This window comes from Acinetobacter sp. YH18001 (assembly GCF_013416975.1).
Classification (GTDB): Bacteria; Pseudomonadota; Gammaproteobacteria; order Pseudomonadales; family Moraxellaceae; genus Acinetobacter; species Acinetobacter pseudolwoffii.
The window spans coordinates 29513-48057 of sequence record NZ_VPEU01000023.1 but is presented as its reverse complement, the minus strand read 5'-3'; the positions used below and the strand labels follow the sequence as shown (position 1 = coordinate 48057).

At 44.7% G+C, this 18545-nt stretch carries 18 protein-coding genes; 6 read left to right on the top strand and 12 right to left on the bottom strand.

Translation table 11 applies throughout. The annotated features are described in order from the left end of the window. Positions 1–193 (top strand): hypothetical protein (locus FTV48_RS14850; protein ID WP_218945906.1); only part of this gene is annotated, 193 nt, incomplete at its 5' end. 168 nt (positions 194–361) lie between these two features. Here the strand turns inward: FTV48_RS14850 and FTV48_RS09050 are convergent. Beyond that, a complete protein-coding gene (locus tag FTV48_RS09050) occupies positions 362–550 on the bottom strand; it encodes a hypothetical protein (RefSeq protein ID WP_159515784.1) in 189 nt (62 codons plus the stop codon). 393 nt (positions 551–943) lie between these two features. Here FTV48_RS09050 and FTV48_RS09045 point away from each other — a divergent pair, with 393 nt between their 5' ends. Both FTV48_RS09045 and FTV48_RS09040 read left to right on the top strand, forming a co-directional pair. Next, entirely contained in the window at positions 944–1813 is an 870-nt protein-coding gene (locus tag FTV48_RS09045; RefSeq protein ID WP_074382801.1) for an SDR family oxidoreductase, read from the top strand. 184 nt (positions 1814–1997) lie between these two features. Beyond that, a complete protein-coding gene (locus FTV48_RS09040; RefSeq protein ID WP_005096870.1) occupies positions 1998–2168 on the top strand; it encodes a hypothetical protein in 171 nt (56 codons plus the stop codon). 89 nt (positions 2169–2257) lie between these two features. Here the strand turns inward: FTV48_RS09040 and FTV48_RS09035 are convergent, their stop codons facing one another. The 6 genes from FTV48_RS09035 to FTV48_RS09010 all read right to left on the bottom strand — a co-directional run bounded on the left by FTV48_RS09035 (position 2258) and on the right by FTV48_RS09010 (position 9487). Further along, the gene (locus FTV48_RS09035; protein WP_005096872.1) at positions 2258–3319 is read right to left on the bottom strand and encodes an enoyl-CoA hydratase/isomerase family protein; all 1062 of its coding nucleotides are present in this window, start codon (positions 3317–3319) and stop codon (positions 2258–2260) included. 20 nt (positions 3320–3339) lie between these two features. Further along, positions 3340–4113: an enoyl-CoA hydratase gene (locus FTV48_RS09030; RefSeq protein ID WP_005096874.1), complete on the bottom strand. Its 774-nt coding sequence runs from the start codon at positions 4111–4113 to the stop codon at positions 3340–3342. Positions 4114–4132: 19 nt separating this feature from the next. Continuing rightward, entirely contained in the window at positions 4133–5260 is a 1128-nt protein-coding gene (locus FTV48_RS09025; RefSeq protein WP_005096876.1) for an acyl-CoA dehydrogenase family protein, read from the bottom strand. 59 nt (positions 5261–5319) lie between these two features. Continuing rightward, positions 5320–6969, bottom strand: coding sequence for an AMP-binding protein (locus FTV48_RS09020; protein WP_180000092.1), 1650 nt, complete (start codon positions 6967–6969; stop codon positions 5320–5322). Between the two features lie 86 nt (positions 6970–7055). Beyond that, the gene (gene mmsB / locus FTV48_RS09015) at positions 7056–7946 is read right to left on the bottom strand and encodes a 3-hydroxyisobutyrate dehydrogenase (protein ID WP_180000090.1); all 891 of its coding nucleotides are present in this window, start codon (positions 7944–7946) and stop codon (positions 7056–7058) included. An 11-nt stretch (positions 7947–7957) separates the two neighbouring features. Then, on the bottom strand, positions 7958–9487 hold the full coding sequence (locus FTV48_RS09010; RefSeq protein ID WP_180000088.1) for a CoA-acylating methylmalonate-semialdehyde dehydrogenase: 1530 nt from the start codon (positions 9485–9487) through the stop codon (positions 7958–7960). Positions 9488–9663: 176 nt separating this feature from the next. On the opposite strand from FTV48_RS09010, the gene FTV48_RS09005 reads away from it, so the two are divergent. Beyond that, positions 9664–10548, top strand: a complete 885-nt coding sequence (locus FTV48_RS09005; RefSeq protein WP_180000086.1) for a LysR family transcriptional regulator — start codon at positions 9664–9666, stop codon at positions 10546–10548. Positions 10549–10716: 168 nt separating this feature from the next. Beyond that, a complete protein-coding gene (locus FTV48_RS09000; protein WP_074382795.1) occupies positions 10717–11394 on the top strand; it encodes a type 1 glutamine amidotransferase domain-containing protein in 678 nt (225 codons plus the stop codon). An 86-nt stretch (positions 11395–11480) separates the two neighbouring features. Here FTV48_RS09000 and aliA read toward each other — a convergent pair whose 3' ends face one another. From aliA to badH, 4 genes are all read right to left on the bottom strand, one after another. Further along, positions 11481–13136, bottom strand: coding sequence for a cyclohexanecarboxylate-CoA ligase (gene aliA, locus FTV48_RS08995; RefSeq protein ID WP_180000084.1), 1656 nt, complete (start codon positions 13134–13136; stop codon positions 11481–11483). Positions 13137–13188: 52 nt separating this feature from the next. Further along, positions 13189–14346 carry a cyclohexanecarboxyl-CoA dehydrogenase gene (aliB, locus tag FTV48_RS08990; RefSeq protein ID WP_180000082.1) on the bottom strand — a complete coding sequence of 386 codons (1158 nt, stop codon included), beginning with the start codon at positions 14344–14346 and terminating at the stop codon, positions 13189–13191. A gap of 12 nt (positions 14347–14358) precedes the next feature. Then, entirely contained in the window at positions 14359–15141 is a 783-nt protein-coding gene (gene badI / locus FTV48_RS08985; RefSeq protein ID WP_180000080.1) for a 2-ketocyclohexanecarboxyl-CoA hydrolase, read from the bottom strand. Between the two features lie 62 nt (positions 15142–15203). Beyond that, a complete protein-coding gene (badH, locus tag FTV48_RS08980; RefSeq protein ID WP_074382791.1) occupies positions 15204–15971 on the bottom strand; it encodes a 2-hydroxycyclohexanecarboxyl-CoA dehydrogenase in 768 nt (255 codons plus the stop codon). Between the two features lie 425 nt (positions 15972–16396). Here badH and FTV48_RS08975 point away from each other — a divergent pair, with 425 nt between their 5' ends. After that, positions 16397–16885, top strand: a complete 489-nt coding sequence (locus tag FTV48_RS08975; protein ID WP_180000078.1) for a MarR family winged helix-turn-helix transcriptional regulator — start codon at positions 16397–16399, stop codon at positions 16883–16885. An 81-nt stretch (positions 16886–16966) separates the two neighbouring features. On the opposite strand, the gene FTV48_RS08970 is transcribed toward FTV48_RS08975, so the two are convergent. Continuing rightward, positions 16967–18238 carry an MFS transporter gene (locus tag FTV48_RS08970; protein WP_074382789.1) on the bottom strand — a complete coding sequence of 424 codons (1272 nt, stop codon included), beginning with the start codon at positions 18236–18238 and terminating at the stop codon, positions 16967–16969. Positions 18239–18545 lie beyond the last annotated feature (307 nt).

Sequence of the window (18545 nt, the reverse complement as noted above, 5' to 3'; positions counted from 1 at the left end):
CGGGGGTGAGTATGACAAAAGTATTTTAATTCAAAGCATTAAAAGTTACTTTATTTTTATGTGTCTAGAAAATAAAAAAACGACAGGTGATTGGTATATTTTGAAATCTGGGTCAAAATATATAAAAATGAAATCAGCAAAAAATAAAGCTAATTATGAAATAAAACCCACTTTGGAAAAATTTCATTTTTAGCTTTATTGCCTTTTAGTATCAAAAGATCATTTTTTTTATAGAGGTATAACTCAACACCTCTATGAAGTTAATCTCATATTTTCTTTTCTTCAGATTAAATTTCTCATGCACTATTACGTCAGCTATTACATTTAGTGTGACCATGTTAGTTTGGCTGCTTCAACACCTTCATGTAATTTTACTGGTGTATCTTCTTGCTAATATATTTATTGACCCTGCCAAACCTGGTAAAGGCCTATCCTTATCTGAAGCATGATCTGCTAGAGATTCTAGCCCATATACATCTGGTAAATCATGAATAGTGTCTCTTTCAATGGGGTTTTCTGCTTTATCTTTATTATTTTCATAAGTTTGCAATATTGCTTCTTTTTCAAACTTTGCAATATCTAAAGCATTTTTCTGCTATTTATTAATCAGATAAATTTTGATGAATATCATAATTATTAATTTATTCAATAATTTTAGATGCTTAATTAAATCTAGAGCCATATCCTAAAAGGACATAAAAACTCTGATAGAAATGGTTGCTCAAAATGTGAGAGATAGAATGCTGTAAACCATAGGCGGTATTCTGTTCTATTAAGATTTAGACAATGGCGGTATCTAGTTTTACTTAAAATCATGTCAATCACAGCTCTATGAATAATTGATAAATCTCGAATGCATTCTGTTATTAAATGTTGAGACCGAATGCATAAAGCTAGAAAGCCTCTAAGATATTTCTAAACTTTGTACAGAAAAAGGGAAAACATGAATAACTATCCTGAAACCCCTGCTTCAACTGAAACTCAAGATCATCAACCTGGTGTGCAAACCAAAATGGATCCTGCACCGGAAGTCATCAAACCGAATTATAAAGGTAGCGATAAACTTAAAAGTAAAATCGCCCTGATCACAGGTGGCGATAGCGGTATAGGTCGGTCAGTCTCGGTCTTGTTTGCCCGTGAAGGTGCTGATATTGTGATTTGTTATCTGGATGAAGATCAGGATGCTCAAGATACCAGAAAGATGGTAGAGGATGCAGGACGGCGTTGTTTACTGATCAAGTGTGATTTACAAGATCAAGATGAAATCAAGAAAATGGTTGAGCAGACGCTTCAGGAATTTAAAACCATTAATATTCTGGTCAATAATGCCGGGGTTCAATATCCGCAAAAAAGTATTAGCGATATTTCTCCTGAGCAACTTTTTAAGACCTTTAATGTGAATATTCTGTCGATGTTTCACTTGACTCAGGCTGTGATTCCGCACATGCAAGAAGGTGACAGCATTATTAATACCACCAGTATTACCAGTTATCATGGACATGATGAACTGATTGATTACTCAAGTACCAAAGGTGCCATCACCACATTTACCCGCAGTCTTTCCACCAGTTTGTTAAAAAATAAAACCGGGATCCGGGTCAACGGCGTAGCACCCGGCCCCATCTGGACTCCCCTCATTCCAAGCAGTTTTGATGAAGAACAGCTCAAAGAGTTCGGTAAACAGACACCCATGGGTCGGATGGGCCAGCCTAGTGAAGTCGCACCAGCGTATTTATTTCTAGCGAGTGAAGAAGCCAGTTATATTTCCGGTCAAGTCATTCATGTTAATGGAGGCAGTATCATTAACGGTTAATTAGAATTTGAAGATAACAGTCAGTGAGAACCGTTATCTTCATTCATTTATTCTTCAGTTTTTCTATCACTTAAAAGATGCTGGTTTTATAAAATAATTTCAACAAATACATGACAGATATTTACCGCCATAGAAACAGGTCATTGTTATAGTAATTTCAGCCAACCTTGATGAGGACAGCAATATGCCTAGAGGTGACAAATCAGCCTATACCGATAAACAAAAACGGCAGGCCGAACATATTGAAGAAAGCGAAAAAGAACGCGGTCATTCTGAGGAGGAAGCCGAACGTATTGCCTGGTCTACTGTCAACAAGCAAGATGGCGGTGGCAAGAAAAGGAAAAAATCCCATTAATAATAGGAAGTTAGGGTAAAATCCTATGTTGAAAGCTCGGCGAAAAACCCTCTCATTACTGCGTATGAGAGGGTTTTTAATCTGAATCTTTAATATGTATTTTCTACGCGCTGTTGAGTCCAAACCGGCCAGAGTTTTTCCAGCGTTTTTTCAAATTTCGAATTATCGGTTTGCCATTGTGGATTTTTATCTTTATCAATAATCAGTGCACGTACACCTTCAATAAAGTCGCCTTGCTCCAACCAGACATCCTGTAGATCTCGCTCCAGTTGCATACATTTTTCCAGCGATAAGTTTTGTCCGGCCTGCTGTAACTTCAGACTCGTTTGCTTGGCCATGACTGGACGTTGCTGCAAGATGACCAGCATTTTATTGGCCCACTCCTGATCGGTGGCGCTACTTGCATGTGCCAAACTCTGTTCGATCTCATCGAGGTTTGGATGGCCAAAATGCTGACTAATCAGATCTGCACGTTTTTGCAACTCGCTTTCTACCGGATGGGTAATGTACGCACTGATGATTTTTTGGATTTCAATCTGATTTAATACCGGTGCAGCAATCAATGCGGTTTCCAGTTCAGCAAAATTTTCACTCGGTACATGATAATCGACCAGATCCAGATATAGCGCATCACTGCTGCTGATCTGCTCCCCTGTCAACGCCATATAAATGCCTACATCATCCAGTCGGGAGAGAAAGTGGGTGGCTCCCACATCCGGGAAAAATCCAATCGCGGTTTCTGGCATGGCAAAGCGTGATTTTTCACTGCTCACTTTAATATGACAGGCTTGAGCCAGACCAAAGCCACCGCCCAGAACATAACCATCCATCATCACGATGACAGCCTTTGGAAAATTGCGCAGTGTGCTCAGCATGCTATATTCAGTGGCAAAAAAATCCTGATATTGGGTATTGCCTGCCTGATAGCTGTCATACAGATAACGGATGTCTCCTCCGGCACAGAATGCCTTGGGACTGTTAGAATTGATCAGAATCGCTTGCACCGCTGGATCATGGCGCCACTGATCTAGTTGTGACTGAATCCCTTGAATCATCCGCAGGGTTAAGGCATTTAAATGACTGGTGCGGTCCAGGCTGATAATGCCTAAACGTCCTTGTACCCGAATCGCTAAATTATTTTCATCACTCATTTTATTTTCCTATTTTTGTTTTATTGATGGGTGAATTTGGCTGGGCGTTTTTCGACAAAAGCCTGCATGCCTTCCTTTTGATCAGCACCGGCAAAAATGGAATGGAATATCCGTCGTTCAAAGCGTAGACCTTCGGCCAGACTGACTTCAAAAGCCCGATTAATTGATTCTTTAATCATCATCACGGCCGTAAGCGACTTTTCAGCAATTTTTTCGGCAGCTTGCAGAGTTTGTTCTAGTAACTCTTCTTTGGCAAAGACACGTGCCACTAACCCACTTTGCTCGGCTTCTTGCGCGCCCATGTGACGTGCAGTCAGACACATTTCCATGGCTTTGGCTTTACCAATCGCCAAGGTTAAACGTTGCGTTCCGCCAATGCCGGGCAATACCCCTAAAGTGACTTCAGGCAAACCAAATTTTGCATTATCAGCGCAGTAAATAAAATCGCACATTAAGGCCAATTCACAACCACCGCCCAAGGCATAGCCACTCACCGCAGCAATTAAGGGCTTACGGCGCTGGGCAATCCGGTCGGCCAGACTGAAAAAATCATCCAGATAAATTTGCGGAAAGTTTAAATCTGCCATTTCTTTGATATCTGCACCTGCAGCAAAGGCTTTTTCCGAACCAGTGATGACAATACAGCCAATCTGCGGGTCTTTTTCCAGCTGATCCAGCGCCTGATTCACTTCAACGATCAATTGATTATTCAAGGCATTTAAGGCTTGTGGACGATTTAAAGTAATCAGCCCGACCCCGTTACGCTGTTCGAGTAAAATAGTTTGCCATTGCATGATAAAAATCCCTTTAAAATTATAAACTACGTGCAATTACCAGACGCTGAATATCGCTGGTGCCTTCATAAATCTGACAAATACGCGCATCGCGATAAATGCGTTCAATCGGAAAGTCTTTCAGATAACCGTAACCGCCAAAAATCTGCAGCGCTTTGGAACAGACACGTTCTGCCATTTCCGAAGCAAAGAGTTTGGCCATAGAGGCTTCGGTTAAACAGCTTTCACCTGCTTCCTTTTTACGTGCAGCAAAATGGACCAGTTGTCGCGCCGCTTCAATTTCGGTGGCCATGCTGGCCAGCCTGAACGAAATCGCCTGCTGTTCAAAAATCGGTTTGCCAAAGGCCACGCGATCATGTGCATAAACAGTCGCTTCTTCCAATGCAGCGCGGGCCAGACCCACTGCTTGTGCGGCAATGCCGATCCGTCCACCTTCCAGATTGGCCAAGGCAATTTTTAAGCCTTCACCTTCTGCACCGAGTCTTAAACTTTCATGAACGCGGACATCGGTTAAAGCAATCTGACAGGTATCCGAAGCATGCAGACCGAGTTTTTCTTCGACCCGAATCACTTCATAACCGGGCGTGTCGCGCGGCACTAAAAATGCACTCATGCCTTTTTTTCCCGCAGTTGGATCGGTCACGGCAAAGACAATAATCATCCCGGCATTATGACCCGAGGTAATAAACTGTTTAGCGCCATTGATAATGTAGTGATCGCCATCTTTCACGGCCCGGGTTTTAATCGCTGCAGCATCCGATCCGGTATGCGGTTCGGTCAGGGCGAAGGCACCAATCATTTGCCCTTGAGCCAAAGGTTTTAGAAACTGCTGCTTTTGCTGTTCCGTTCCAAACTTGAGAATCGGCACACAACCCACCGAGTTGTGTACGCTCATGATGGCGGACGTTGCACCATCTGCCGCTGCCACTTCTTCGAGGGCCAGTACATAAGCCAGCGTGCCTGTACCTGAACCGCCCCACTCTTCTGGAATCAGCATGCCTAAAAAACCTAGCTCACCCATTTGAGACAAGGTCTGTTTAGGAAATATGCCTTTTTGATCCCACTCGCCGGCAAAAGGTTTAATCTGTTCCTGAGCGAAGCTTTTGGCCATATCCTGAATCAGTTGTTGCTCTTCCGTAAATTGCATGGATGCTTCCTTCAATCTCTTTATTTAATATTTTTATTCAATCTGCTGGCTTTGGCTAGTTATGCGGTCTTTACCTGCTGCTTGTTGATTTCCTGATTACGCAGTAAGAAACGCTGAATCTTGCCACTCGGGGTTTTTGGCAATTCTGTGACGAATTCAATCAGGCGCGGATAGGCATGCGCAGACAAACGCTTTTTCACAAACTGGCCTAGTTCTTCTTCCAGATGAGATGAAGCTGCAAAGTTATTCGCCAGAATCACAAAGGCTTTAATCACTTCGGTACGTTCAGGATCAGGCACGCCAATGACTGCTGCTTCAATCACGGCATCATGTTCCAGCAAGGCACTTTCCACATCAAATGGCCCCACGCGATAGCCTGAGGTGGTAATGACATCATCACTACGTCCAACAAAGCTCATACTGCCATCAGCATGAATTTCCGCGGTATCACCGGTTAAATAGTAATGTCCAACAAAGGGCGATTTACGGCTTTCTTCATAACCCGAGAACCACATCATGGGTGATTGACTGATATCCACTGCCAGGACGCCCGGAACGTCAGCCGTTAATTCATGACCTTGTTCATCGACGACTGCAATCCGGTAACCCGGGCTGGCAAAGCCTGCCGAACCTGAACGGACCGGATGTTGTAGCGCATGATGATTACACACCACCATCCCGACTTCAGTCTGGCCATAATGGTCATAAATTGGCACATCCAGCACCTCTTTAAACCAGCGGATCACTTCCGGGTTTAAAGGTTCTCCAGCACTGCTGACCACGCGCAACTTGCCCCGTAGCTGTGCCATCTGTTCAGCATCTGCTGCCATCATCATGCGGTAAGCGGTCGGCGCACCGGCCAGATTAGTAATGCCATATTGCTTGACAATGTCGCAGACACTTTCGGCATTGAAACCACCCTCATAAAACAGGGTCGAGTGTCCGAGCAATAACGGGCCGGTAATCCCATAGTACAAACCATAAGCCCAGCCCGGATCAGCAATATTCCAGAAAGCATCATCTTCGGTTAGACCGATGGCATTGTGCATATAGCCAGCAAAAGCAATCAGGGCTTTAAGTGGAACTTTTAAGGGCTTGGCCGGTCCAGTGGTTCCAGAGGTAAACATCAATAAAAATGGCTCATCGATACTGAGCATTTCCAGTTCACAACCTTCAGCCTGGCGGTTTAACACCGTCCAAAAACTGAGGTCTTGTGGATAACGCTCTGCCTCGGTTTCGACATGTACAGTGACGATCGTGGGACAAGCGCTAAGATCGGATAGTTTCTCCCGATTCGCCAGATCAGTCACTACCAGCTTGCTTTGCGCCAGCTGAATGCGATGTTCAATGGCTTTGGGACCAAAGGCAGTAAATAAAGGTTGATACACTGCACCAATCCGCCAGGTCGCTAAAATGGTAATGATCAGCTCTGAAGTCCGCGGTAATAATCCGGAAACGCGGTCGCCTTTGCCAATGCCTTGAGATTTTAAAAAGTTGGCAAACTGGCTGGAATATTTCTTGAGTTCGCGAAAACTATACTGTTCTTTGCGGCCATCTTTACCGTACCAGTGTAAAGCAATTGCATCGGAGTCAGCATGGCGGTCGCAACATTCATAACAGGCGTTCAGCGCCTGCATCGAACCGGACAGATACTGCTTTGCCACTGCATCTAAATCAAAATTTTCAATTGTTTTTTGATAATCTAACATGTTAAACCTCAGCCTGAATTTATCGTTATTACTGACAAGGTATTGTTGATGAAGCGAATCCTTGCTCCATCTGGATATTTTAAGTATTAAGCATTTGGCGTGGTGTATTGATGCATAATACTGGAGAAGTCCAGATGAGCATCGCCTTCCTGACACAGTTGTTGATAGAGTTTCTGCACCATGCTACCCAGAACCACCGGTTGGTCCACCTGTTGCGCTGCATCGACAGCCAGGCCCAAATCTTTAAGCATCAGCTGTGCTGCAAAACCATCGGTATAACCCCGTGATGACGGTGCATTGGCACAGATATCCGGCCAAGGATTATAGATTTCAGAACTCCAGCAACGTCCGGTGGAACTATTGATTACCCCGGCTAGTGCTTGCGGATCAATTCCCAGTTTGGCTCCAAGTGCCATGCCTTCTGCAACGGCGGTCATGGAAATACCCAGAATCAGGTTATTGCAGATTTTTGCGACCTGTCCTGTTCCTACAGCGCCACAATGCACCAGATTTTTGCCCATACAGTTGAGGACCGGTTTTACGGCCTCAAAGGTGGCATCGTCTGCACCCACCATAAAGGTCAAAGTTCCGTCTTTGGCGCCCAAAGTCCCGCCAGAGACTGGCGCATCACAGACACGAATTTGTCTGGCCTGCGCTGCTGCAGCAACCTCCTGAATGGTTTGCGGGTCAATGGTACTGCTGTCGATACACAAACTGCCCGCCTGAAGCACGTTCAGAATACCGTGCTCACCGAGATAAACTTCACGTACATGCTTGGCTGCAGGTAACATGCTGACCACAAAATCTGCCTGTTTTGCGGCCGCTTGTGGACTGTCACAAACGATACCACCCGCTTCGGCAAAATGCTGTAAAGCGACTTCACTCAAGTCATAACCAAAAACCTGATGCCCTGCCTTGAGCAGGTTCTGCGCCATCGAGCCACCCATGTTGCCCAAACCAATAAATGCAATCTTCATGCTGATGCTCCTTAGCGCAGGCTAATCGTGGTATTGACACCTGTGGTTTCCTGATCATCTTCAAACCAGCGGCTGGTAATGGTTTTGGTCTGGGTATAGAACTGCACTGCCTGCTTGCCATAAGGACCTAAATCCCCCAGTTTTGAACCACGCGAACCGGTAAAGCTGAAGAACGGCACAGGTACAGGAATTGGAATGTTAATACCGACCTGACCGATATCAATCTGGTGCTGGAATGTGCGTGCAGTATTGCCATTTTGGGTAAAGAGTCCAACGCCGTTACCGAATGGATTGGCATTAATCAGTGCAATGGCTTGTTCTAAAGTATCAACATGTATGATCGCCAGTACCGGACCGAATACTTCTTCTTGATAAATGCGCATATCGGTCGTGACCTGATTAAAAATCGTTGGTCCGACAAAATTGCCTTTTTCATAGCCTGGAACATTCACATCACGACCATCCAGCAGCAATTCAGCGCCTTGTTCAACGCCACTGTTAATTAAGTCTATGACACGGGCTTTGGCACGGGTCGAAATCACTGGCCCAACATCAGTATTCGGTTCATGCCCGGCATTCACCTTTAAGGTTTTGGTTTTATTAACCAGTTCATCGACCCAGTGCTTGGTGTCCCCGACCATCACGGCCACTGAAAGTGCCATACAACGCTGGCCTGCTGCACCAAATGCTGCACCCACCAAGGCATTCAGGGTTTGTTCTTTATTGGCATCCGGCATCACCACGACATGGTTTTTCGCGCCCATCATCGACTGTACACGTTTACCGTGCTGGCCGGCCAGATTGTAGACATGCGTACCGACCGCGGTCGAGCCGACAAAAGAAATGGCTTTGATGTCACGATGGGTACACAGCAGATCGACTACTTCTTTACCGCCATGCACTACATTCAGCACACCAGCAGGTACGCCTGCCTCAATTGCCAGTTCCACCAGCATCATGGTCGATAGCGGATCCTGTTCCGAAGGCTTTAAGACAAAGGTATTACCGCAGACAATCGCCATCGGGAACATCCACAGTGGAATCATCGCCGGAAAGTTAAACGGCGTAATTCCCGCACAAACACCGAGTGGTTGCTGCAAGGTATAGGTATCGACCCCACGTGCCACACCTTCAACATATTCACCCATTTGTAGTGAACCAATAGAACAGGCATGCTCCACCACTTCTAAGCCACGCTGAATGTCACCTTCGGCATCAGCCAGGGTTTTGCCCTGTTCCGCCGTTAATACTTGGGCAATACTTTTTAAGTTAGTACGAATCAGATCCTGCAGCTTCAACATAATCCGCATACGTGCCTGAATCGGGGTTTGGCGCCAGCTGGCAAAGGCATTTTGTGCGGCAGCAATCGCGGCATTGACTTCTTCTGCAGTTGCAAATGGTACCTGACCCAAAACTTCTTGAGTGGCAGGGTTGATAATATCTTGCCAATGACTGGTTTTTGATTCGACAAATTCACCATTAATGAGGAGTTTTGCGGTGGTGAATCCGGTACTTTGCTGTGGATGATGAATGGCGTTCATGGTCGCTCCGTGCTGGTTTGTTATTGTCGTTGTGTCTGCCTTTACTGGCTGTTTTAAACGTATTATTTTTACGCTGTTTCAGCAGACTAACAAAGAACACTTTGACCACCAATAGAAATTGATGCACGATAGATGTGCAAATATGCACAGGGATTTAACAGGATGTTAAATAGAAGATGAAAGTAGATTGGGATCATTTACGTTTCTTTTTGGTTTTGGCACGTGCCAAAACGCTCACCAATGCAGCACGCTTGATTGGGGTGGAACACAGTACCGTGGCACGGCGGATTCAGGCGCTGGAAAACACCTTGGGTACTCAACTGTTTAAACGCGAAGCGACAGGGTATGAGCTGACCTCGGAAGGTCTGGCATTGGTGCCGCGTGTGGAACTGATGGAACAATCCTTTATCCAGATTGACAAACGCAACGATCCCTTGCAAGGCCGGGTGCGGATTGGTGCACCAGAAGGTTTTGGTACGGCATTTTTAGCGCGCTTACTGGCCGAGTTCTCCCAGCACTACCCTTTACTGACCATTGACCTGATTCCGGTGCCGAAAGCGATCAAACTTTCGCATCGTGAAGCCGATATTGTAATTGCGATTGACCGGCCCAAATCGGGCCCCTATATCATTACCCGTCTGTCGAATTACTGTCTAAAACTGTATGGCAGTCAGCATTATTTACAGAAAAATCCGCCAATTAAAAAACTGGAAGACCTCAAGCAGCACCGTTTTGTCGATTATATTGATGATCTGGTCTATAGCTCGGCCCTGTATTCGCTGGAACGTTTACCGCTGCAATTGACTGCCTGTTTTCGCAGTAACAGTATTCTGGCCCAGCAAATTGCGGTCAGTGCCGGTGCCGGGCTAGCTATTTTACCGAAATTTTTGGCCCATGATAAAAGTGAACTGCAACAGGTTCTGGGCGATCAGGTCAGTTTTACCCACACTTTCTGGATGCTGACGCTGGTCGATCTGCAACACGAACCGAAAATTAAACTGGTCTGGGATTTTCTGCGTAAACAGGCGGACCTTCAGCAAGACCTGTTAATGGGCAGATAATTGCGCTTAAAAAACTGTTCGCTTCATAAATACAGCCTTAAGTTAATTCAACTCAAACACAAACGTATCGATACAGCAAATGAACGTATCACAACATTCCTGATGCCCGCGACTTGTTAAATTAACAAGCAGCCATTCGCAATATTTAATGAGATACAGGAAAATAACATGAAAATTCTGATCGTTCTGACTTCACATGACACGCTTGGCGATACCGGAAAGAAAACCGGATTCTGGCTGGAAGAACTGGCTGCACCTTACTATAGCTTTGTTGACGCAGGTGCAGAGCTAATTCTGGCTTCTCCTGCGGGTGGCCAGCCGCCCTTAGACCCAAAAAGTAATGAACCGGATGCACAGACTGAAACCACCAAACGTTTTGAAGCAGATGAAGTGGCCATGCAGCAGCTTGCCAATACACATAAATTAAGTGAAGTCTTAAATCAGGATTTTGATGCCGTGTTCTATCCCGGTGGTCATGGTCCATTATGGGATCTAGCCGAAGACCAGAACTCTATTTCCTTGATTGAGCAGACTTTACAGGCCAATAAACCTGTGGCATTGGTTTGTCATGCGCCGGGCGTACTTCGTGATGTTCAAGATGCTGAAGGTCGCTCGATTGTCGAAGGTAAATCGGTCACCGGTTTCAGTAATAGCGAAGAAGACGGCGTGGGCCTGACCGATATTGTGCCATTTTTAGTTGAAGACATGCTCAAAGAAAAAGGTGGCCAATATTCCAAAGCTGAGGATTGGCAGGTTTATGTCCAAGAAGATGGTCTGCTCATTACCGGACAAAATCCTGCCTCTTCGGCTGCGACAGCTGAAGCTTTATTGAAGTTATTAAAATAACGCGATAAATCAATTTAAGGTTTGGCTTCCCATTTCAATCTATAGCAAAAACTCCTGAATATATTTCAGGAGTTTATCTTTAACGATCAATTGGCTGAGGCAAGATGACTGGCCAGCAGTTCACGAAGTTTAAACTTCTGGATTTTTCCAGACGGCGTCATTGGAATATCTTCCCAAATCTCCAAACGCTCTGGAATATACTGCATCGCCAGATTATGGGTTTTCAAAAAGTTGACGATATCACTTAGTTCTAATGGCTGACTTGGATCTTTAAGCTTGATAATCGCACAGGCTCTTTCACCGAGTCGTTCATCGGCATAAGCCACCAGCGCCACGACGGCAATATTCGGGTGTTTATACAGCAGAGATTCAATTTCTGCGACCGGAATATTTTCTCCACCACGAATAATTACATCTTTTTTGCGCCCCCAAATCCGGATATAGCCTTGCTCATCCTGATAGGCAATATCTCCGGTATCAAACCAGTCATCTGCATCGGTATCATTTAAATGTGCACGTTTTAAATAGCCGCCAAAACTTGAACAGGCACGAATCATTAAGCGTCCCGGCTCATTCAGCGGTTTAATCTCGCCTGCTTTATTGACGATTTTGATCTCTACACCGGGCAAAGCAATCCCGTCCGTATTAAAGGAACGTTCATCCTCATCTTCAGGTCGTGTGGTGGTAATTGCGCCGCACTCGGTCATGCCCCAAGCAGAAATCACTTTGACCCCCAAAGTTTCCCGTGCTTTTTGCACCAATGAACCTGGAATTGGTGCACCCGCGCATAAGAAAGTTTTCAGGCTGCCAACCTGATCATGCTGTTCTGCAACCGTGGTAGACAGATCATTCAGGAATGGTGTAGAGGCCATGGTAAAACTGACCTGATGCTGGTGAATTAAATCTACTGCCTGTGACACATCCCAGACATCTTGCAACACCACTTTGGCATTCAGTTCAATCGGCATCATCAGACCATACATAAAGCCGGTTTGATGCGCCATGGGTGAAGCCATGAGTACTACATCATTTTCATTTAAATGCAGTCGTTCGGCATAAGGTACAATATTGGAAAATAAGGTATTGGCAGTATGCATTACCCCTTTCGGCTCACCTGTGGTGCCAGAAGTAAAAATCAGCTGGGTAATATCATCGGGTTGAGCTTCAAGCTGATCCAGGCCTGCAATTGCTGCGGAATCCTGCTCAAGCCCATGATTGACCAGGACCCGGTCAAAATTATTCTCTTCAAGACCATTGACCACCACCACATGTTGCAAAGTCTCAATTTTAGTCTTTAAGCGATTTGCCAGCTGTTCATGATCAAAATTACGGAAGTTTTTCGGTACGATAAATACTTTGGCTTCGCCATGTTTCAGCATGAATTCCAGTTCACGCTCCCGAAAAATCGGCATCAAAGGATTTAGTACAGCACCGATGCGGCTACAGGCCAGATACAGCAAGGTAAATTCCCACCAGTTCGGCAACTGGCACGAGACTACGTCATTTTGAGTAACACCCAATTGCTTTAAGCCTAAAGCAATTTTATTGGTTATCTCCCAGAGATCCTTGTAGCTAAACACCTGCTCGGTTTTGTGTTCCATCTTAAAACTGACCAGCGCAGTTTTATCTGGATTCTTGTCGATGGCCTGACGCAGAGAATCAATAATGGTTTTATTTAACCAGTAGCCATCTTTCAGCATCTTCTCTTTTCTGGAAGCTATAAGAACCGCATCGAATTCCATTCGTTCACTCCTAATTTTAATTATATGGGCTGAGTCTTTACTGAATAATGCACTAAGCCGGAACAGCCTTTCGACCTGCTTTTTTACGCGCAATAATAGTTTTCATAATTTGTGCAGTACCATCGCCAATCTGGAAACCCAGTACATCGCGCATGCGCTGTTCCATGACACCACGATCATATCCGGCATGACCAAAGGTCAGCAAACATTGATGAATTACATCATAGGCCAGCTTCGGTCCCCACCATTTACACATTCCAGCCTCGGAGGTGTGTGGCAGATGATTGTCTTTCAGCCATAAGGTTTGCAGACAGAGTAAACGCGCGGCTTCTACCTGAGTTTCATACTCGGCCAATGGATGCGATACGCCTTGAAATGCTGTTAAGGGCTGACCAAAGGCTTCACGTTGCGCCGCATATTCCCAGGCTTCATCCAGACTGACACGTGCAACAGCCAGAACCTGTAAACCAATCAAGGCACGTGAAAAGTCAAAGCCTTGCATGACCTGCACAAAACCTTTGTTTTCATCACCTAAGCGATGATTGACCGGTACACGAACATTATCAAAGAAGATTGAACCGCGACCAATGGCACGTTGCCCATGACAATCAAAACGCGTGGTGCTAATGCCCGGTAAATCCATTGGAACCAGAAGTGCTGTCACGCCATGTGCGCCGTCTTCATTGGCACCGGTACGGCCAAATACCACCGATGCATCGGCCTGATCGGCAGCCGAAATCGAAGTCTTTTCGCCATTAATGATATATTCATCGCCGTCACGTTCGATTTTTAAACGCAGGTTGGCAGCATCTGAACCGCCACGCGGCTCGGTCAAGGCAATCGAAAAAATCACTTCACCGGCGGTGAGTTTTTTCAGCCACGGTTCAACCACTTCGGGTTGACCATGTTCCGCCAGAATCTGGCCATTTAGCGAAGCGAGCAGATTGATATAGGAAAAACTTAAATCCGCTTTGGCTACCGCTTCATGAATAATACCTGCTGCCAGGCGTCCCATGCCTTGGCCGCCATATTGTTCCGGAAGTTCCGGTGCAATAAAGCCCATCTCTCCCATTTTTTTGACCAGATCACGATCAAACACCCGACTTTGGTCGCGTTCTAAAAAACCGGGGGCAATATATTTTTGCGCAAACTTTTCAGCAGTTTCTGCTAAAAACTCTAAGTCTTCCGTGATATAAGGATTTTTAGTCATGCTATATCTTCCTTATTTATAAAATTTACGAAATTCAGGCTGGCGCTTTTCTTTCAGTGCATTGACGCCTTCACGCGATTCTTTCGTGTCGTAATACAGTTTTAGTGCATACATGCCCATGCCGGCAATCCCCGCCTGATGTGCGGTATCCATATTGAAGCTACGTTTGGCAATGGCGATGGCTGTCGGACTACGCTGACAGATTTCTTCGGCCCAAGCCTGTACTTCAGCATCAAGTTGATCGGCAGGTACACATTTATTGGCAAGACCCATTGCAACCGCTTCTTGGCCCGTATAGCGACGGCACATATACCAGATTTCACGGGCTTTTTTCTCACCGACTACACGTGCTAAATATGCTGTGCCATAACCCGGATCGACTGAACCCATTTTCGGGCCCACCTGACCAAAAATGGCATTCTCTGAACAAATGGTCAGATCGCAAATGGTGGCTAATACGTTTCCACCACCAATGGCATAACCTTGTACACGAGCGATCACCGGTTTAGGCACATCACGCATTGCCGTATGTAATTCTTCCATTGGCAAACCAATGGTGCCACGGCCATCATAGTTTCCATCATGCGCGGATTGATCCCCGCCGGTACAGAAAGCACGATCACCGGCGCCAGTCAGTACAATCGCACCGACTTCACGGTCATAGCCGGCCTTGTTTAAGGCTTTGATTAATTCATCACAGGTCGTACCACGAAAGGCATTCATTTTTTCTGGACGATTGATGATGATCCAGGCTACACCGTTTTTCACTTCGTATAAGATATCTTCAAAAATCATTGTTATAACTTCCTGTATTTCTCTGTCTGACTTTATTTTCCATATTTTCTAGCAGTTTTTTCTTAACCACTCATGGTTAAACCACCCGAAACACTGAGTACTTGTCCAGTAATAAAACTGGCATCATCACTTAAAAAGAAGGCAATCGAAGAGGCTAAATCTTCAGGTTGACCTAAACGACCGAGTGGAATAGCACGAGTGAAAGCCTCACGTAATTTTTCTGGATTCGATGCACCTTCGGTGACACCTGCCAGTAAGGCTGTATCGGTTGGTCCCGGACAAATCACATTAATTTTAATGTTATGACGAGAATGTTCACGGGCCAGTGTTTTTGAGAATGAAAGCAGTCCGCCCTTACATGCGGCATAAACGGCTTCACCCGAAGAACCAACCCGCGCAGCATCAGAAGCAATGTTGACGATACTGCCAGAATTCCGCTCGACCATGCCTTTCAGAACGGCAAAGTGCATATTCAGCATGCCGACCAGATTAATCTGGATCAGCTTGTCCCATTCTTGCGGATTGGTTTTGACAAAAGGTTTGAAAATATCCCAACCGGCATTATTGACCAGACCATCTATCGGGCCAAGCTCGGCTTCTACTTGCTGTACAGCCTGCTCGACCACATCGCGATCGGTAATATCACACTGCACCGCCAAAGCTTGATTATTGTGCTGATTAATGTCCTGAGCCAATTGTTCAGCGGCTGCAATATTCATATCAAAAATCGCAACTTTGGCACCTTCTTCCGCCAGACGGCGACAGGTTGCCGAACCAATTCCACCTGCGCCACCAGTCACGATGATTACTTTGTCCTTTAAGCCTTTCATTTAGCTCTCCCTGGTATATTTTTATCTGATTCTGATTAACTATTGTTCATATATCGCCTGTTATCACTAAAATAGGATTAGAATATTTTTATGTCAATATATTTACATAAATTAAAATTAAATATTTATTTAATCATTTAATATCAATAAATTAACTTTTTAACAGAATAAATACATTGACATATATTGGCTTTGATCTTAACGTTTAGCATTAAAACACAGGCATGTGACAGCATAAAGAAAGATGTTGGAACGCCTACACAATCCAGAGAATGGAACGCTAAAAATGTAGACCATAAGCAACCTAAGCCTATATCGAACGTTTCCTCATCATAGAGCGATATAAAACGGAATTTGATTTCTAGCAGATACCTTTTAGGTATAATGCTTCTTATTTAAACGCTTTGATCAGGGTGATCTTTAAAATGAGTGATGCTCTACCAGGTAGTTATGATCAATCTTTGTACTCTGCCCACAATAGACTTTTTTTTAGACTGTTTCAGGTGGGCAATACCCTAGACCGCAAATGTTCAAATGAATTGGGGATTTCTCCTGTGCATTGGGCAGTATTGGGTGCCTTGTCTCGGCCACGAGTGCAATCCGGGATGTCCTTTTCTGACCTGACCGAATATCTTGGCGTGAGTCGTCAAAATCTGGATGCGGTTCTAAAACGGCTGGAACGCGATGGGCTGGTGCAACGCATTATTAGTGAACATGATCGACGCGCAAAGAATGTCGCCCTGACCAGCGAAGGCCTTAAAACCTGGGATAGTCTGCAAGATGATTTCTTTAATTTTTATGGACAGGCATTAAACACTTTGGCTTTTGATGATGTCATTACACTGATTCATCTTCTCAATAAAGTAAATGATGGTTTAAAAAGTATTCAGCTGCATCAACAAACAGATCAATAATAAAAAATAGAAATACGGTTTTAAAAGATGTAGATAAAAATGAGCCTGTGTCCAGGCTCATTTTTTTGCATTTAAATTAATTTAGGCCTTTTGAGGATCGTATTGACGGTCTTTGATGAAAATTCCAGATACTGCACCACATAAGAAATATGCACCGCCCATAATCAGGAAGCCCAAACCGATAGAGCCACCACTTGCAGCCGCCCCGATAATTGCAGGTGCAAACATGGCGCCAATACGCCCGGCATTATAAGCACCACCAACCGCAGTACCACGAATCGAGGTTGCAAAGCTTTCGGTCATGTAGGTGGCATTAATCGCATAAGGAATACCGTACAGGAAACCAAAGAAAATCAGCAGATAGGCAATATTGTCAGGGCTATTAAACAGTACAATCACCGGCAGGAAGATCGCTGTGCCAATAGCACCAAAGGCAAAGACAAAACGGCGTCCTAAACGGTCTGCTGCAAAGCCAGCCAGAACCTTGCCGAAAATCATGGCGACATAAGTCCCAATCATATAACCTGCCATCGATTTAAAATCCATATGTAATTCAGATTCTAGATAGGCCGGCATCCAGTTGTTGACGCCGTAATAACCAAACTGTAAAAAGCCAGCGGTTAAAATCCACAGGATAAACATTCTGCGGTTTCTAGGATCGGCAAAAATTTCCTTGGTGGTACTTTTTTTAACAGGTCGATTTGCCGTTACATCTGCAGGCGCATATAAACGTTGCAGTCTGGCCCGCTGCCAAGACTCTGGTTCTGGCACCAGTTTCTGGATAAAAAATGCCATGGCGGCTGGAATAATCGCGACAAAGAACAGCATCCGCCAGCCGTAGTCTGGAATAATCCAGCCAGCAAGCAAGGTCGCCACAATATAACCGACTGTCCAGCCTGCCTGTAAGGTTCCCAAGACTGTTGTCCGATATTCAGTAGGTACATATTCTGCCATCAATGTATTGGCTGCAATATATAAAGCGCCAATTCCGAATGCAGACAGAAAGCGTAATAGCGCGAACTGTTCAAAATTCTGGGTAAAACCCAGTGCCGCAGTCAATGTAGAAAAAATCAGGATGGAAATGACCACGGTGCGTACCCGGCCTAAATGGTCACAGGCCCAACCGCCCATAAATCCGCCAATGGCCATCCCGGCCAAAGTGAAACTTCCCAGTGCTCCTGCCTGTAAATTGCTTAAGCCAAACTCAGCTTTGAGACTGTTCAAGCTAAATGACAGCAATAACATGTCTGCGCCATCGACCAGTAAGGCCAGAAAAGCAAATATAAAGGCAATTTGCTGGGTTCTTTTGGTCGTGGGCTTGATTTTTCCTAATTCTGTTGCGAGATCCGTCATTGTAAATATCCTTGTTATTGCTTATTTCGTATTGATGTTTTAATTGCCATCTTGCACATAGACGGGTTGCTACAAATGCAATCCTGACAATTTTTAGCTCCTGTTTTTCTTGGTTTCTCTGAGAGATTTTCAGATCTCCTTTTATTTTTGCTGTTCCTGTCGAGCCCAATCAAGGTAATTAAGATAAGTTGAATTTTCAACAATATTTGATATTAAGTTTTGTTATACGAAATTAGTTATCGCTAATTTGATTATTAAATCATTTTAAGATATTTTGATATGAGGATTAGAAATTAGATGATATTGA

Bases quoted from the DNA above. Each gene is read 5' to 3' on its own strand.
- FTV48_RS09045 (WP_074382801.1), top strand. From the start codon at position 944: ATGAATAACTATCCTGAAACCCCTGCTTCAACTGAAACTCAAGATCAT.
- FTV48_RS09040 (WP_005096870.1), top strand. From the start codon at position 1,998: ATGCCTAGAGGTGACAAATCAGCCTATACCGATAAACAAAAACGGCAG.
- FTV48_RS09035 (WP_005096872.1), bottom strand. From the start codon at position 3,319: ATGAGTGATGAAAATAATTTAGCGATTCGGGTACAAGGACGTTTAGGC.
- FTV48_RS09030 (WP_005096874.1), bottom strand. From the start codon at position 4,113: ATGCAATGGCAAACTATTTTACTCGAACAGCGTAACGGGGTCGGGCTG.
- FTV48_RS09025 (WP_005096876.1), bottom strand. From the start codon at position 5,260: ATGCAATTTACGGAAGAGCAACAACTGATTCAGGATATGGCCAAAAGC.
- FTV48_RS09020 (WP_180000092.1), bottom strand. From the start codon at position 6,969: ATGTTAGATTATCAAAAAACAATTGAAAATTTTGATTTAGATGCAGTG.
- mmsB (WP_180000090.1), bottom strand. From the start codon at position 7,946: ATGAAGATTGCATTTATTGGTTTGGGCAACATGGGTGGCTCGATGGCG.
- FTV48_RS09010 (WP_180000088.1), bottom strand. From the start codon at position 9,487: ATGAACGCCATTCATCATCCACAGCAAAGTACCGGATTCACCACCGCA.
- FTV48_RS09005 (WP_180000086.1), top strand. From the start codon at position 9,664: ATGAAAGTAGATTGGGATCATTTACGTTTCTTTTTGGTTTTGGCACGT.
- FTV48_RS09000 (WP_074382795.1), top strand. From the start codon at position 10,717: ATGAAAATTCTGATCGTTCTGACTTCACATGACACGCTTGGCGATACC.
- aliA (WP_180000084.1), bottom strand. From the start codon at position 13,136: ATGGAATTCGATGCGGTTCTTATAGCTTCCAGAAAAGAGAAGATGCTG.
- aliB (WP_180000082.1), bottom strand. From the start codon at position 14,346: ATGACTAAAAATCCTTATATCACGGAAGACTTAGAGTTTTTAGCAGAA.
- badI (WP_180000080.1), bottom strand. From the start codon at position 15,141: ATGATTTTTGAAGATATCTTATACGAAGTGAAAAACGGTGTAGCCTGG.
- badH (WP_074382791.1), bottom strand. From the start codon at position 15,971: ATGAAAGGCTTAAAGGACAAAGTAATCATCGTGACTGGTGGCGCAGGT.
- FTV48_RS08975 (WP_180000078.1), top strand. From the start codon at position 16,397: ATGAGTGATGCTCTACCAGGTAGTTATGATCAATCTTTGTACTCTGCC.
- FTV48_RS08970 (WP_074382789.1), bottom strand. From the start codon at position 18,238: ATGACGGATCTCGCAACAGAATTAGGAAAAATCAAGCCCACGACCAAA.